The organism is Streptomyces sp. RKAG293 (assembly GCF_023701745.1).
Taxonomy (GTDB): domain Bacteria; phylum Actinomycetota; class Actinomycetes; order Streptomycetales; family Streptomycetaceae; genus Actinacidiphila.
The window spans coordinates 3,574,317-3,589,339 of record NZ_JAJOZB010000001.1 but is presented as its reverse complement, the minus strand read 5'-3'; the positions used below and the strand labels follow the sequence as shown (position 1 = coordinate 3,589,339).

The 15,023-nt window shown below is 73.9% G+C and carries 15 protein-coding genes and 1 tRNA gene; 6 read left to right on the top strand and 10 right to left on the bottom strand.

All coding sequences use genetic code 11. From position 1 onward, the window contains the following. Window positions 1–148 precede the first annotated feature (148 nt). The 8 genes from LNW72_RS15845 to LNW72_RS15810 all read right to left on the bottom strand — a co-directional run bounded on the left by LNW72_RS15845 (window position 149) and on the right by LNW72_RS15810 (window position 7,515). The gene (locus LNW72_RS15845) at window positions 149–790 is read right to left on the bottom strand and encodes a class F sortase (protein WP_250980174.1); all 642 of its coding nucleotides are present in this window, start codon (window positions 788–790) and stop codon (window positions 149–151) included. 249 nt (window positions 791–1,039) lie between these two features. Further along, window positions 1,040–1,113, bottom strand: a tRNA-Lys gene (locus LNW72_RS15840). 57 nt (window positions 1,114–1,170) lie between these two features. Then, a complete protein-coding gene (locus LNW72_RS15835) occupies window positions 1,171–1,788 on the bottom strand; it encodes a bifunctional DNA primase/polymerase (protein ID WP_250976010.1) in 618 nt (205 codons plus the stop codon). A 152-nt stretch (window positions 1,789–1,940) separates the two neighbouring features. Further along, complete coding sequence (locus LNW72_RS15830) at window positions 1,941–2,303, bottom strand: hypothetical protein (protein WP_250976009.1); 363 nt, start codon at window positions 2,301–2,303, stop codon at window positions 1,941–1,943. Window positions 2,304–2,426: 123 nt separating this feature from the next. Beyond that, window positions 2,427–3,809 (bottom strand): AAA family ATPase, encoded by a 1,383-nt coding sequence (locus tag LNW72_RS15825; RefSeq protein ID WP_250976008.1) that lies wholly within the window; start codon window positions 3,807–3,809, stop codon window positions 2,427–2,429. Next, the gene (locus tag LNW72_RS15820) at window positions 3,806–5,368 is read right to left on the bottom strand and encodes a hypothetical protein (RefSeq protein WP_250976007.1); all 1,563 of its coding nucleotides are present in this window, start codon (window positions 5,366–5,368) and stop codon (window positions 3,806–3,808) included. Before LNW72_RS15820 ends, LNW72_RS15825 begins: the two co-directional genes overlap by 4 nt. After that, window positions 5,359–6,498, bottom strand: a complete 1,140-nt coding sequence (locus LNW72_RS15815; protein ID WP_250976006.1) for a hypothetical protein — start codon at window positions 6,496–6,498, stop codon at window positions 5,359–5,361. Before LNW72_RS15815 ends, LNW72_RS15820 begins: the two co-directional genes overlap by 10 nt. 21 nt (window positions 6,499–6,519) lie before the next feature. After that, window positions 6,520–7,515, bottom strand: a complete 996-nt coding sequence (locus LNW72_RS15810; protein WP_250976005.1) for a phosphatase PAP2 family protein — start codon at window positions 7,513–7,515, stop codon at window positions 6,520–6,522. Between the two features lie 214 nt (window positions 7,516–7,729). On the opposite strand from LNW72_RS15810, the gene LNW72_RS15805 reads away from it, so the two are divergent. Together LNW72_RS15805 and LNW72_RS15800 are read left to right on the top strand one after the other, a co-directional pair. Continuing rightward, window positions 7,730–8,437: a TetR/AcrR family transcriptional regulator gene (locus tag LNW72_RS15805; RefSeq protein ID WP_250976004.1), complete on the top strand. Its 708-nt coding sequence runs from the start codon at window positions 7,730–7,732 to the stop codon at window positions 8,435–8,437. Window positions 8,438–8,475: 38 nt separating this feature from the next. Beyond that, window positions 8,476–9,084 carry a histidine phosphatase family protein gene (locus LNW72_RS15800; protein WP_250976003.1) on the top strand — a complete coding sequence of 203 codons (609 nt, stop codon included), beginning with the start codon at window positions 8,476–8,478 and terminating at the stop codon, window positions 9,082–9,084. A gap of 317 nt (window positions 9,085–9,401) precedes the next feature. Here the strand turns inward: LNW72_RS15800 and LNW72_RS15795 are convergent, their stop codons facing one another. After that, complete coding sequence (locus tag LNW72_RS15795) at window positions 9,402–10,721, bottom strand: tetratricopeptide repeat protein (protein ID WP_250976002.1); 1,320 nt, start codon at window positions 10,719–10,721, stop codon at window positions 9,402–9,404. A 252-nt stretch (window positions 10,722–10,973) separates the two neighbouring features. On the opposite strand from LNW72_RS15795, the gene LNW72_RS15790 reads away from it, so the two are divergent. After that, window positions 10,974–11,333, top strand: coding sequence for a hypothetical protein (locus LNW72_RS15790; protein WP_250980173.1), 360 nt, complete (start codon window positions 10,974–10,976; stop codon window positions 11,331–11,333). Between the two features lie 25 nt (window positions 11,334–11,358). Then, the gene (locus LNW72_RS15785; RefSeq protein ID WP_198357335.1) at window positions 11,359–12,225 is read left to right on the top strand and encodes a spermidine synthase; all 867 of its coding nucleotides are present in this window, start codon (window positions 11,359–11,361) and stop codon (window positions 12,223–12,225) included. A gap of 13 nt (window positions 12,226–12,238) precedes the next feature. On the opposite strand, the gene LNW72_RS15780 is transcribed toward LNW72_RS15785, so the two are convergent. Next, the gene (locus tag LNW72_RS15780; RefSeq protein ID WP_250976001.1) at window positions 12,239–12,778 is read right to left on the bottom strand and encodes a hypothetical protein; all 540 of its coding nucleotides are present in this window, start codon (window positions 12,776–12,778) and stop codon (window positions 12,239–12,241) included. Between the two features lie 96 nt (window positions 12,779–12,874). Here LNW72_RS15780 and LNW72_RS15775 point away from each other — a divergent pair, with 96 nt between their 5' ends. Both LNW72_RS15775 and LNW72_RS15770 read left to right on the top strand, forming a co-directional pair. Next, a complete protein-coding gene (locus LNW72_RS15775; RefSeq protein WP_164295417.1) occupies window positions 12,875–13,564 on the top strand; it encodes a response regulator transcription factor in 690 nt (229 codons plus the stop codon). Then, window positions 13,561–14,955, top strand: a complete 1,395-nt coding sequence (locus LNW72_RS15770; RefSeq protein WP_250976000.1) for a HAMP domain-containing sensor histidine kinase — start codon at window positions 13,561–13,563, stop codon at window positions 14,953–14,955. Before LNW72_RS15775 ends, LNW72_RS15770 begins: the two co-directional genes overlap by 4 nt. The last annotated feature ends 68 nt before the right edge of the window (window positions 14,956–15,023 follow it).

Below are 15,023 nucleotides of genomic sequence, written 5' to 3'. Positions count from 1 at the left end.
ACCGGCCGTTCCGGGGGTGGGCACGCCGGTTGAAGGGGTGTGGGCGACGGGGTGCCGGTGCGTCAGGAGGATGCGCCGGGCGGGTCCGTCGGCGGGTTCGTCCGCGGGTTCTGGGGCTGGTTCTGCTGGCCGGTTCTCGGGCTGGTCCTCAGGCCGGTCCGGTGGAGCCGGTGAGCCGGGCGTAGACCACGACGTTGCCCAGGTATCCCGCCGCCTTGCTGAACACTCCGCCGCAGGTGATCACGCGCAGCTCGGCGTCCGGCGTCGCGCCGTAGACCCGGTCGGTGGGGAAGTCCTGCTTCTCGTAGACCTCGATGCCGTAGACCGTGAACACGGCGGTACGGCGGTCCGCGCGGTCGATCTCGATCCGGTCGCCCTTGTGCAGCCCGCCCAGCTCGTAGAAGACCGCGGGGCCCTCGCGGGTGTCCACGTGTCCTGCCAGCACGGCGGCGCCCGGAGCGCCGGGCGCGGCCCCGCCCGCGTACCAGCCGGCCAGCCCGCGCTCGGACTCCGGCGGGGTCTGCAGATGGCCGGTGGTGTCGAGTCCGAGCCGCATGAGGGGCGCGTCGACCCCGATGACCGGGACCCGGATCCGTTCGGGGGCGGCGGCGGTCAGCGGGACCGCGCGCGGCGGCAGCGCGAACTCCGTCGGCCCGCCGGGGTCCGGGTGCCGCCCGGCCGCGGACACCGCCTCGGCCGCCGTGGGCAGCGGCGGCTCCCGCTCCTGCGTGCCGTCGCGCAGCAGCCAGGCGCCGGTCACCACCGTGACCGCGAGGATGCCCGCCGCCATCCGGCCGACGCGGCGCGGCGGCGGACGCCACGCGTCCTCGCGCGCGCCGTCGGGCGCGTCCGGGGGACGGTAGTGCGGCAGCGGCATGCGGGGCCTCCTGGAGACGGTCTCTCCCTGGCCTTGTTACCGCGCCGGGCCGCTCCCGTACCGCTCTCGCACTGCTCCCGTGCCGCTCTCGCACTGGCCCCGTACATGACGAAAGGCGCCCCTCCCGAAGGAGGAACGCCCAGGTCAACGGTTTCCCGTAGGTGCGCCGCCAGGGACTCGAACCCCGGACCCGCTGATTAAGAGTCAGCTGCTCTAACCAACTGAGCTAGCGGCGCGTGCTGCGAGACAGACATTAGCATCCGCTTCCGGCGGAGTGAAAATCGATATCCCGTTCAGGCCGGGGAGCCCGAGGGGACCGTCGCGGAAGCGGTCGTACGGGCGGCGGCGCGGGCCGCGCGGATACAGGCCCACAGCAGCACGTCGGGGCCGGGGAGCCAGGGATGACGGGTGTCGGGGGCCACCACCCAGCGCGACGATCCGCCCTCGGTGTCCAGGCCGGACTCGTCGCCGTACAGCGGCGGCACGGTCACCGCGTCGCCCAGGCCGTGGCACATCAGCGGCGGCACCGAGCGGCTCCACTCCTCCCAGCCGAGCAGCGACGGCAGCCGCTGGGCGGACCCGGGGGCGACCAGCAGCAGCACCCGGCCGCGGTGCAGGGCGACCGGCCCGCTGCCGGGCCCCGCGGCCCATAACTGCTCCAGCACCCGGCGGCCGAAGAGCGCGGGGAGGTTCACCACGTCGAACACGGTGCCGCACGGCAGCACGCTGGGCGCGGTCGGGCGGGCGCTCCACAGCGCCTGGACGCTGCGCGGGAAAGCGCTGGCGGAGGCGAGCCAGGCGGCTCCCGCAGGGGTGACGTACGCGGTGTGCGACTGCCGTTCAGGGTCCGTCGGGTCGCCGGCCACGGTGATGTCCGGGTGCCTCCAGGTCTCCCACTGCCATTCGCTCATACACCTAGAGGTACCGGCCGCTCGCACTGCGTCGATGTTAATCGGACGAATACGGGACAGGAACGCCGGTCGTCCGGTACCTTGCGCAACCCGCATATGCCAAAGGGCCGTGGTCGCTTGACACAATCACCGGCTCAGGGCATTGGTTCTGGTCACCGCTCCTGCAGACGTGTCCCGAACTCGACCATCTTCTTCGCGTAGTCCTCGGTCCAGCCCGACTGCTCCGCGATCGCGGCATACGTCAGCCGGTCGAAGCGCCGGGGATCCGCCAGCTGGGCAGCGGCTATCGCCTGGTACTCCGTCGCCCGGTCGGCGGCGGCGCGGAAGGCCAGCGCCAGCTCCGTGGAGCGCGCCAGCAGCTCCCGGGGATCGTCGAGCGACTCCAGGTCGAAGAAGTGCTCCTCGTCGGCGAGGGCCTGGGCGGGCTCGAAGAGCAGCTCCGCCGGGCGCAGGCGCCGTGCGGGGGCCGGCGGGACGGCGTCGCGCCGGTCGTGAGCCGACTGCGGCTCGGACATGTACCTACCTCCAAGGGATTCGCGCGTTCCATTGTCCCGCGCCCGCGCAAGTGGGCCTCCGGGCCGTCCGAAGTGCCGTCTGACGTGCGGTTCCGCAGCGTCCCGCACCGTTCCGCACCGGGGCTACGCCCGATACGGGACCCGGTGCTCGTCCAGGTGCGCCAGCACGGCGTGGTTGGCCTCCCAGCCGTCCGGGAACTTCACCGTCACGCCCAGCTGCACCGGTTCCGTCGACGGGTGCTCGTCCAGCAGCCGGGCCACCCCCGCCCGGCACACCACGATGCACGCGTGCCGGTGCCGGGAGGCGAGCACGCAGAGCCGGCCCGTCTCCAGATGGAAGGCCGTCGCGTCCGGGCGGCCGGACAGCGGGTGCAGGAAGACCGTCACGTCGAACTCCCGGCCCTGCAGCCGGTTCGCGGTGTCCACGGCGACACCGGACACGCCCAGCGCGGTGAGCGCCGACCGCACCGCCGCCGCCTGGTCGCGGTGCGCCGTGCCGACGGCGATCCGGTCCGCGGTCAGCGGCGCCGGCTCCGGCGAGCGCTCGCTGAACGTCACCCCGCCCCGGTCCAGCAGCCGCCGCACCACCTGGGCCACCGCGTGCACCGCCTCCGGATCCGTCCGGGGAGTGTGCCGGGCCGGCAGCTCCAGCAGCCCCCAGCCCGACGCGGCCGCCTCGTCCAGCACCTCGTCAGGGCCGGTGCCCTGCGAGGGCACCCCGAACGACAGCCGCCGGACGCCGGGCCCGGTGCCGCTGCGGAACGGCGTGTACGGGTAGAACGCCCGCGACACCAGCGGCGCCGCGGATGCCGGCAGCCGCCACGAGACGGGCAGCCGGTGCTGCGGGAGGCCCGGATTGTGCGCCAGCAGCGTCACCACCGCGCTTGCCGACGGGTCGTAGCTCAGCCCCGCCCACTGGTCGGCGCCCACCACGCTGAACGGGTCCAGCTGCCCCGGGTCGCCGACGAACAGCGCCCGCTCGAAGAGCCCGGCCACCTGCAGCAGCGCGTCCGAGCGCATCTGGTAGGCCTCGTCGACGATCGCGTGCCGCCAGGGCGACGTCAGATCGGTGGTCTTGACGTACGCCCACTTCGCGGAGGTCGCGATGACGACCTTCTGCTGGGCGAGATCGGCGACCTTCGCGGACTTCACGATCGACGGATGCCGGTCGAGCAGCGGATCGGGCGGTGACTCGCTGCCGTGCAGCCGGCCGATCGGGAGCCCGGGATCGGCGGTCGCCAGCCGGTCCGCGAGATCGTCCACCTGCGCGTTCGTCTGCGCCACCACCATCAACGACTCGCCCGCCGCGGCCAGTTCCCTGGCCGCGCGCACCACGAGCGTCGACTTGCCCGCGCCCGGCGGGGAGTCGACGACGACACCGCGCGACGAGCCGTGCAGCGTGTCGCGCAGGATCGCCTCGGTGACCGCCGCCGCCTCGGCGGCGGGGTCGCGCGGCGCGGGCCGGGCCGGGCCGTGGGGCGGAGAGTCCTCCGTCGTGCGGCTCACAGGAAGTCCTCCACGGTGACGGGATCGGGTGCGGGCGCTGCCGGTGCGGCGGCGGTCCCCGGCGGGCCGCCGTGCGTCCACGGGGTGTCCTCGGGGTCGGGCAACTCCGGTCCGCCGCGCGGCGCGTGCTCGAACAGCGTCCAGCACACGCGGTCGCCGGCCGCGGGCACCGACCCCTCGTCCGGGACCTTGCCCCGGCCCATGCCGTTCAGCAGTCGTACGGTGACCTCCCCGGGCGACGGCCACTCGACGAACCGCGCCTCCTGAGTCTTCCCGCCGGGCAGCGCGCGGTAGAGCTTCGCGTCGGCGTCGAAATGCGGTACGTCGGCGGTCGCGACGGTTACCAGCGGGCGCGGGCGCGGCACCTTCGCCTCGCTGTACGCCATCACCACGCCGGTGACCTCGCCCGCGAACGCCTCGCCTGACAGCCGCCGCCCGGCCATCACCAGCGGATCGTCCAGCGCCTCCTGCGCCTCCAACCGCACCTGGGCCGTCTCGCGGCCCATCAGCTTCTGCGCGGCCGCGATGGCGTCGTCGCGCTTCGGCTGCGGCGGCTCACCGGCCCGCACCCGGTCCCGGTGGCCGGTGTACGACCAGCGGTCCCGCTTCCAGCGCTCCTCGACATGCCCGCCCTCGGGCAGCGCCCGCAGCAGATCGAGACCACGCCACACATCGTCCCAGGCAGGCCGCAACTGGCTCTCGACGAGCGCCCGCACCTCGGCCTCGGCGAGGGACATCGCGGCGGACCGCTCCGCGCCGGCCGTCCGCGCCGCCGCCCGGGCCGCGTCGAAGCGGGACATCGCGGGCGCCAGCACCGTGTTGTCGAAGGCGGGGTCGGTCGCCGGGCCGGCGGGCGGGCTCAGCAGCAGGCCGTCGGGTCCGCGTCCGGTCTCCGCGCGGCGGGCCGCCTCCGCGCCGGTCATTCCCTCGGGAGGGTCGATCCAGCCGAGCAGCGCGCCGAGGTGCTGGTCCTCCAGATTGCTCTGGCCGGTCGCCCAGTGCCGCGACAGCAGCTCCGTCATCGACAGCAGCAGCGAGGCGCCGGGGGTGCGGGCGCGCTCCGCGTAGTGGGTCAGCCAGCGACCGGACAGCGGCACCTGGGACGGCACCGGATAGGGCTCGTCCGGATTCTCCTCCGCCGTACGGCGGAACCGGGTGGAGCGGCCGAGCAGCCGGACGTAGTCCACCGCCGCCGCGTTCGGCACGATGATCTGCGGGGCGTCCGCACAGACCTCGGACTCCTCGCGGTTCCGGGTCGCCGGTTCGGTCTCCACCTCGTCCGCGTACCGGTCCATGTGCGCGATGACCGCGGTCGCCAGCGCCGCGAGGAAGTCGAACCGCAGGTCCCGGTCGCGCGGCTGTGTGACCACCAGCAGGCTCGGCGCCTCCCGGTCGCGGCCCACCAGCGCGCCCAGTGGAGCGCCGACCTCGCCGGCCGTCGTCAGCGGCACGAAAACCAGCGGATGCGGCGACAGGTGCCGGTGCCGGACCGTCGCCACCGGCTGCGCCCGGCCCGCGACCACGGCCTCGGCCCGCGCCAGCGTCCCGATCAGTGACATGCGGCACCTCCGGCGGTGAGCGCCTCGGCGCGCAGCACGGCGGCGCGGCGCAGCGCGGCGACGGCGGGGTCCGCCTCGGCGCCTGCGGCGTCCGTGCCGAGGGCGGCGGACAGCACGGCCTCGACCGTGGTGAGGGTGCCCAGCTCACCGCGCAGGCCGCGGCCCAGGGACTCGACGGAGCCGCAGGCACGGGAGCGGTCACGGCAGTGGAGGGACAGCTCGCAGGCGGCCAGGCACTCGGGGGAGTACGCGGCCGGGACCGCCTCGACGGCGGCGGCCAGTTCGGGGGCCGGCCGGGTCGGGGTGCGGCCGTCCTCGGACCAGCGCAGGTCGAACGTGGTGCCGTCCGGCAGCTCGGCGGCGATCTCCTCGATACGCGTCAGCCGGGTCAGCTGCCGCCTGGTCACCGACAGCTGTTTGCGCACATCGACGAACTGGGCCGTCGGCAGGTTCGAGAAGTCCTTGGGGCACACCAGCAGCACATCGTGCGACACCCGCACGGGACCCGCGGTCTCCTCCAGCGGCCCCGCCAGCCGCTCCAGCGCCAGCACGTACACCGCGGCCTGGCGGGCGGCGGCGCCCACCTTCACCGAGTCCGCGCTGCCGTCCAGGATCGGGAAGGACTTGACCTCGACGACCGTCCAGGAGCCGTCCGGCGCGACCGCCACCGCGTCCGGCTCCAGGTAGGCGGTGGACCCCGCCACGTCGAGCGCCAGCAGCGGGTGGTCCAGCAGCGTCCAGCAGCCGGCGGAGGTCGCCTCCGCCAGGGCCAGCCGGGTCCTGGCGGTGCGGCCCTCGGGACCGGCGGCCGACAGGTCCGGCAGCAGCGCCCCGCTGTCCTCGGGGGCGCCCAGCAGCCGCAGCAGCTCGGCGCACTCCTCCGCCTTGACCCGGGCCTCGAAGGCATGACCGCGGGCGAAGGCGAACTGGGACTGCCCGAACGGGGCGGGCGCGCCCAGCACCTGCGCGACCGCGCCCTTGTCGATCCCGGCGGCGTCGAGCAGGGCCCGGCGGCGGCAGCCGGGATTCGCGGCCAGGGCCGCGAGGGCCCGCGCGTCGAGCGGACGTGGAGACGTGGCCGGTCCGCGCAACTCGGCCAGCCGCTCCCGCAGATAGTGCGTAGTGCTCACCCGCGGAAGTCTCGCACCCGGCTACGACATTCGGCCCTGACCCACGGAAGACCTGTCCGAGGGATCCGATCTGTGCTCGTCCTGGGATCGCGTCCGCGACGTCGGGACCCCGCTGGGTACCGGGCCGTGCGGAGCGCTTCTGGGAGCCGCCGGGGCCGGGGCCTGCGTCCCGGAGGCGGCAGCGGTCGCGGAGGCCGCCACGACCGGGCTGTGGCCCTCCGCGGAGGTGGTGGCGCCGGACCGGACGGCCCACCGGGCGCGCAGCGCGTCGACGGCGAGCAGGGCCCGCGGGGCCAGCAGGTAGCCGATGCCCATGACGGCCGCACCGGCGACCGCGTCCAGCAGGTAGTGGTTGGCGGTGCCCATCACCACGAACGTGGTGATCAGCGGGTACAGGATGCCCAGCGAGCGCACCAGCGGGGTCCGCCCGTAGCGCCACAGCATGATCCCGCACCACAGCGACCAGCCGACGTGCAGGCTCGGCATCGCCGCGTACTGGTTGGTCAGCCCGCCGAGGCCGCGCGGGGCGCTGGCGTCCTGGCCCCACCAGCCGTAGGAGCCGTACTGCGCCATGGTGTCGATGAAGCCGTGGCTGCTGTCGAGCAGCCGCGGCGGCGCCGTGGGCATGAGGGTGAAGCCGATCAGGCCGATCAGGGTGGACAGCATCAGCCACGTGCGGGCCGCGCGGTAGTGCGTCGGCCGCCGCCGCCACAGCCACACCAGGATCATGGGCGTCACGAGATAGTGCAGCGAGGCGTACGCGAAGTCCGCGGGGACGCCGATCGCGGCGTACTTCGTACAGATGCCGTTGAGCCAGCGCTCCGGATCGATCCGCATCAGCTCTTCGAGATGCAGGATGTCGATCCCGCTCTCGACGGCGTTGTCCACGTCGCCGCGGACCAGCAGGCGGCCGCACGAGTAGAGGGCGTACACGACGGCGATGAGCGGCAGCTCGGTCCACCAGCGCAGCCGGCCCCGGTAGGCCGAGGCGCGAGGCGCTGTGGCGGTGATCGTCATGCGGCCGTTCTCCCCGTTCTGCGGATGTGGCTCCTTGCGGACCATGTCGTAGGCTCTACCGTACGTCGTACGCTAGACAGCCCGCACATCGCCCCGGAAATTCCCGGCCACACTGCGTTCGTTCTGTGTTCAACATCTCTTGGTCGGGTATGCGTGCGGGAAGACGCCCGGGGCGCCCTCCCAGGTTGCTCTCCGCGAGAAGTTAGAGAATGGCATGACCGTCACCCAGTCGGCCCGCACCCCCCGGCGCCGCGCTCCACGCAACACGCTCAACCCCGACAGAATCCTTGACGCAGCGGTCGTACTGCTCGACCGCGACGGCGCCGAGGCGTTCACCATGCGCGCCCTCGCCGCGCAGCTCGGCGTCGGCACGATGGCCGTCTACTCGCACTTCCGCAGCAAGGAAGAGATCAGCGACGCCGTCGCCCAGCGGCTGCTCAGCGAGGTCGAGCTGCCCGCCATGGGCGAGGCCGAGGGCACCGCGGACGCCCGCGAGCAGCTGCGTGAAGTATGCCGCAGCGTCTTCCGGCTCTTCGCCGACCACCCCTCGGCCCTGCAGCTGCTGACCACCCGCCCCATGCGCGGCGACGAGGCCATCGCCGTCATCGACCGGATGCTCGGCCTGCTGCGCGCCGCCGGCCTCGACCGGGTCGACGCCGCGCGCGCCCACGTCGCCCTCATGCAGTACACGGTCGGCTCCGCGCTGTGGAACGTCCGGCGGGACCGCGCCCTGTGCGAGGACGGTCTGCGCGACCGGGTACGCGCCCGGCTCGCCGACCTCCCCGCCGACCGCTACCCCGCGCTCACCGAGCTCGTCCCCGAGCTCGCCATCGCGCAGGACGCGGGGATGGCCCAGTACGAGCTCGGCCTCGACGGACTCCTGACGGGCCTCATCGGCCCGGCCGCCCGGAGTGCGCGATGATGGAGTGATCTCCATTACGTGATGAAAGGTCCCTCCGCATGGCTCCGCGCATCCTTCTGGTCCGGCACGGCCAGACGGAGTGGTCCCTCTCCGGCCGCCACACCGGCCGCACCGACATCCCCCTCACCGACGAGGGCCGCCGCACCGCCCGGCTGCTCGCCGAGCGCCTGCACGGCGCCCCCTGGGACGGACTGCCCGGCCTCGAGGTCCGCACCAGCCCCCTCGTCCGCGCGAGCGAGACCTGCGACCTCACCGGCTTCGGCGACCGCGCCGAGCCGTGGGACGCCCTCATGGAGTGGGACTACGGCGCCTACGAAGGACTCGTCCCCGACGAGATCGCTGAGCGCGAGCGCGCGGCGGGCCGGCCCGAGTGGAACATCTGGCGGGACGGGGTGGTGGGGGGCGAGTCCCTGGCGGGGGTGGCGGCGCGGGCGGACGAGGTGGTGGGGTGGGCGCGGTCGGCGGAGCGGGACGTGCTCGTTTTCGCCCACGGGCACTTCTTGCGAACGCTGGGGGCGCGGTGGTTGGGGTTGGATCCGTCGTTCGGAGCGTCGATCCGGCTGGATCCGGCGTCGCTGTCGATTCTGGGGTGGGCGTACGGGGACCCGGCCGTTGAACGCTGGAACGACACGGGTCACCTCGGGTGACGTTGGGGGTCGGGGGCCGGGTCCTCCGGGAGGGGGGTCCGAAATCGACTATTCAGGGCCTGGCGGCCCACAAATAGCTCGGCAGCATTTCGGACCCCCCTCCCTGCGGCCCCGTCCCCCTCACGTCACAGCTGGCCCGCTGGTGCGGGCAGGAACGCCGTCCCCGGGTCTGCGGGCGGGTGCCGACGCACCTGCATCGGTGCCGGTGTCGGGCGGGCGGGTGGGGAAAAGCCCGCCGCAGGCGTAACGGTGGGGGTGGGCGCCGACGTACCCGCACCCCCACCGCAGGTGGGTCCTGAAACCTCCGCCGGAGGCGACTAGCGCTGGCGGCTCAGGAAGGCGGCTACCGCCGTCGTCCGGTGGTGCGGGCGGAGGCGGGTGGCGGTGGTGTCCAGGAGGGCCCGTACGCGGGAGGACTGGACGCGGCCGAGGAGGTCGAGGACGCGGGAGCCCGCGGCGGCGGCCTCGTCGGGGCGGTTGCCGGCGGCCAGGTTTGCGGACAACTCGGCGCCGTAGAGGGCGATGTTGCGGGTGAAGTGCGGGTCCTGGAGGCTGACGGCGCGGCGGGCGGAGTCCGCGGCGCGGCGGTGGTCGCCGAGCGCCGACCAGGACTGGGCCTCCAGGCCCGCGAGTTCGGCCTCGCCGAAGAACGTCATCCACTGCGGGTCGGCGTCGGACGGGCCGCGCCCGAAGAGCGACTGGGCGCGCGACAGCGCGCGTTCGCAACCGGAGCGGTCGCCGAGTCCCGCGCGGCCGCCCGCTTCGCGCAGTGCGAGCAGGGAGAGTAGCCGAGGCGAGGCGAGGCGGCGGGCGGCGGCCTGGGCGGCCTGGGCGGCGCGGACGGCCTCGTGCGGCCGGCCCGCGTCGCGGGCGAGGAAGGCGGTGTTGCAGAAGGCGTGGGCCTCCAGGGCGGCGTCGCCCGAGACGCGGGCCGTGGCGAGTGCCTCGGCGTAGTAGGAGCGGGCGTCGGTGAACCGGCCGGAGTCGTGGGCCAGCCAGCCGACGGAGACGGCGAGTTCACCCGCTCCGGCGTACAGCCCGTCGGCCACGGACTGGCTGTAGGCGCCCTCGTCGAGCAGCCGGTAGGCGGTGCGCAGGGCTTGGCCCGCCTGTTCGTACAGGCCGTCCGCGCCGTGCCGGTCGTCGTGCAGCCGGATGTGCCGCACGGCCTCCTCGACGGCGTGGACCTCGCCGACGCCGACCCGGCCGGCGGGTGGGTGCACGGCGGAGCCGGACACCAGGGCGGTCGCGACGACGGCGGGGCCGCCGGTCATGAACACGCGACGCAGCACGTCGCTCTCCTCGAATTCGAATTCGTACGTCTCCAGCGGTGGCGCGCCGCCGCGTCTGCCCCGTACCGCTTCGCGCGGGGCGAAGCCCAGGTCGCCCAGCGAACGGCCGGGGAACATATGGCGGAACACCCGTTCGTAGGCGTAGTTGGGGCACCGGATCTCCCCGGCCTCCACCCGCCCGATGTACCGGGCGTCGCAGCTGACCTGCTCGCCGATCTCGCGGGCGGAACGGCGTACCGCCGCAGCGAACTCGTTGGGGGAACGGTCTCCGCGCAACTGCCGGAAGGCCGCGTTGGCCATGGTGGCGGTTCGGGCTGGATCGGGGCTTGAGGACGGTGAAGCCATGGCGGACTCCTGGTGCGGACGGCGCGACGACGGTACCCGCTGTGACAGGGCCGATACCGAGAGTTTGCCTACAAAACGGATATCTCACCCGCGATCCGCCATGAAATGCCACCCCTTGCGGCGTTAGCGGGGCGTAGCTGTTGACACGGAGGCGCGTTGTACTCCTCGTAAGGGCGGTGCTGCGTCCGCCCGCGAGGAGGGTTCCCCTTGTTGGACACCGATCGGCACGAACCGAGCCCGGAGCGGAGCGAGATGCCGCAGGCGACGCCGCCGTGCGATCTCGTCACCGTTCCGACCCAGCAGGGCCTGGAGGCCGTGGACATCCTGCGGCTGCGGACCGGCGTCGGGCCGGTGCTGCACGACGACGCGGGGGACGGCATCGGGTTCCTGGTGCCACAGGGCACCGCCGACGGCTGGGACCTGCCCGGCAGTTCCTGTACGCGGAGCAACGGCCGCGGCTTCTCGATCGGCGCGGAGCCGTCGGTGGCCGGTTCCGGGTGGCTGGTGCCGCCGGACAGCGGGCCGGGCAGGATCACCGCCACCGACCCGGCCGTCCTGCGGGCGGCGCTCGGTGAGGCGGCCCGCACGATCAAACTGGCCGGCGGCGTCTGACCGCCCGCTGGCCGATACTGGTCGGGTGGCAGGCAAGAAGCAGGGCGGAAGGGCGCAGGCCCGCGAAGCGGTCGGCGCCGTGGTCGACGGCGGGCAGGCCGAGCTGGTCCCGGACCGGGAGCGGCCGCACGGCTGGACACTGCTCATCGACGGCGCCCCGCAGTCGCACGTCGACCTCGACGACCCGTCGTACCTGGACTTCTCGTACCAGCGCAGGCTCGGCCACATCATCGACCTGGTCGCGCCCCCGGGGCGCCCGCTGCAGGTGCTGCACCTGGGCGGCGGCGCGCTCACCCTGGCCCGGTACACCGCCGCGACCCGGCCGCGCTCCACCCAGCAGGCCGTCGAGATCGACGGTCCGCTCGTCGAACTGGTCCGCCGTGAACTGCCGTGGGACCGGACCTGGCGGATCAAGGTGCGGGGCGGGGACGCCCGGGCGGGACTCGGGAAGGTCCCGGACGGCTGGGCCGACCTGGTCATCGCGGACGTCTTCGGCGGCGCCCGCACTCCCGCGCATCTGACCAGCGCCGAATTCCTGCACGAGGTCAGGCGCGCGCTGCGGCCCGGCGGTTTCTACGCGGCCAACCTCGCCGACGGCGGCGCCCTCGGCTTCCTGCGCGCCCAGATCGCCACCGCACGGTCGGCGTTCGCCGAGGTCTGTGTGTCCGCCGACCCGGCGGTGCTGCGCGGCCGCCGGTTCGGCAACGCCATCCTGCTCGCCGCCGACGTCGAGCTGCCGCTCGCCGAGCTGACCCGGCGGGTCGCCTCCGACCCGCACCCCGGCCGCGTCGAACACGGCCGCCCGCTGGCCGACTTCGCGGGCGGCGCGGCCCCGGTCACCGACGCGACGGCCGCCCCGTCCCCGGCCCCGCCGGAGTCGGTCTTCCGCTGAACCGGAGGCCGGCCTAGCTCTTGTACATCTCCACCACGGGCGGGTGGCCGTTCCAGGTGCAGAAGACCGACGAGGTGGTGGTTCCGCTGGTGAAGTCCACCCGGATCCATTCGTCCAGCTTCCAGACCTTCATCTCCCAGCCCGTGTCGGGGGTGGCCGAGACGAGGGTGGCCGAGGCCGGCCCGAGGTCGAGCACGACGCGGCCGCCGGTGACCTTGTAGGCGTGCACATTGCCCGTGGTGTTGCTGGTGGAGGCGTCGTGCGAGGTGCCCGGCGGCTTCTCGGGCGGCGGGGACGGCGCCTTCGTCGCGGGCCTGGTGGTGGGCGGCACGGTCGGTGCGGGGGACGTCGTGGACGGCACCGGCTTCGGCCGGTGCGTGGAGGAGGCCACCGGCCGCGCCGAGGAGCCGGCGACGGCATCGGAGACCGGGAGCGCGCGCGGTGGATCGTAGGCGGTACCGGCGAGCACGGAGTGCACCCCGAACCACGACATCGTCACCGCGGCTGTGGTCGCGAGCGTCCAGGCCCCGGCGTGAAGCAATCCTCGTTGCATCGGCACATCCTGCCGTACGCGCGGCAGGTCCGGGCGCGGAGGGCGGTAAACGGACGGAGCGGTACCGGGTCCCCCGGATGGGCTACCGTGCGGGCCATGGCAAGTGTGCTCGTGGTCGAGGACGACCAGTTCGTGCGCTCCGCCCTCATCCGGCACCTCACCGAGGCGGCCCACACCGTACGCAGTGTGGGCACGGCTCTTGAGGCGCTGCGCGAGGTGGCGCAGGTCGGTTTCGATGTCGTGATCCTGGATCTCGGCCTCCCGGATCTGGACGGGTCGGAGGCGCTGAAGATGCTGCGCGGGATCACCGATGTCCCGGTGATCATCGCTACCGCCCGTGACGACGAGGCGGAGGTGGTCAGGCTGCTCAACGCGGGCGCCGACGACTATCTCGTCAAGCCGTTCTCGGTCGAGCACCTGTCCGCCCGGATGGCCGCCGTGCTGCGCCGGGCGCGCGGCCGGGAGGCCGCCCCCGACGAGACCGCGCGGCTCGCGGTCGGCGGGCTGCGGATCGATGTGCGCAGGCGGCAGGCGGAGCTCGACGGGGTGACGCTGGACCTGACCCGCCGCGAGTTCGACCTGCTGGCCTTCCTCGCGTCGCGTCCCGGTGTCGTCGTGGCCCGCAAGGAACTGCTGGCCGAGGTGTGGCAGCAGTCCTACGGCGACGACCAGACCATCGACGTCCATCTGTCCTGGCTCCGCCGCAAACTGGGCGAAACAGCCGCCCGGCCGCGGTATCTGCACACGCTGCGCGGCGTCGGGGTGAAGCTGGAGCCACCGGCATGAGATGGCTGCTCGTCAAGGTGTGCCTGGCGGTGACCGCGATGGTCGTCGTCGCGTTCGCCGTACCGCTGGGACTGGTGGTCAAGGAGCTGGCCCGCGACCGGGCCTTCTCCAACGCCGAACGGCAGGCCGCCGCGATCGGCCCCGCGCTGGCCATCACCACCGACCGCGTCCAGCTGGAACGGGCGCTCGCCTCCACCCAGGCCGGCGCGGACGGCCGGATGGCGCTGCATGTGCCGGCCACCCCCGGCACCACCGCGGTCGAGATCGGCAGGCACCGTTCCTCCGACGCCGCGATGGACGCCGCGTCCAGCCGCGGCCGGGCCTCCACCGTCGCGGTCGGCGGCGGGTACGCGCTGCTGCAGCCGAACGCGGTCAGCTCGGGCACGGTCGCGGTCGTCGAGGTCTTCGTCCCGGACAGCGACATCACCCGGGGCGTCGCCACCGCCTGGATCGTGCTGGCGGCGGTCGGCATCGGCCTGATCGTCGGCTCGGTGGCCATCGCCGACCGGCTCGGCACCCGGATGGTGCGGCCGGCGGGCCGGCTGGCGAACGCGGCGAACGCGCTCGGCCGCGGCGACCTCGGCGTCCGGGTCTCGGAGGCCGGGCCTTCGGAACTGCGCTCGGTCGCCGTCGCGTTCAACGCCATGGCCGACCAGGTCGTCCAACTGCTCGCCAACGAGCGCGAACTGGCCGCCGACCTCTCGCACCGGCTGCGCACCCCGCTCACCGTGCTCCGGCTCAACGCCGCCTCGCTCGGGAACGGGCCCGTCGCCGAGCAGACCCGCGAGGCCGTCGCGCAACTGGAGCGCGAGGTCGACACGATCATCCGTACCGCGCGCGAACAGCAGATCACCGCGCCGGTCATGGCCGGCTGCGACGCCGCCGAGGTGATCCGGGAACGGATGGCGTTCTGGTCCGCCCTCGCGGAGGACCAGGGGCGCACGGCCCGCACAGCGGGCGTGGACCGGCCGGTCCGGGTGCCGGTGGCGCGCGGTGAGCTGGCCGCCGCGCTCGACGCCATGCTCGGCAACGTCTTCCGGCACACCCCGGAGGGCACCGCCTTCGCCGTGGACGTGCACAACGGCGAGGACGCCGTGATCGTGCTGGTCTCCGACGCCGGTACCGGCATCCGGGACCCCGCGGCCGCGCTGCGCCGCGGCCAGGGCGACGGCGGGCCGGGCTCGACGGGCCTGGGCCTGGACATCGTGCGCCGGGTCGCCGAGTCCACCGGCGGCGACATCGCCATCGGCCACTCCGTGCTCGGCGGCACCGAGGTCCGGGTCTGGCTGGCGCTGCGCCCCGGCTCCGGCGAATCCGGCCGGGGTCACCGTGTGCCACGCCGCCGTCGCAGGCCGGGACAGAAGTCCCCCGCCAGTGGTCTGAACCTTTAACTCGCTCCGATGCCGTCCTTAAGGGCGCCATAAGAACCCCAACCCCCGCTGTGGTCAGGGCTTTTGTC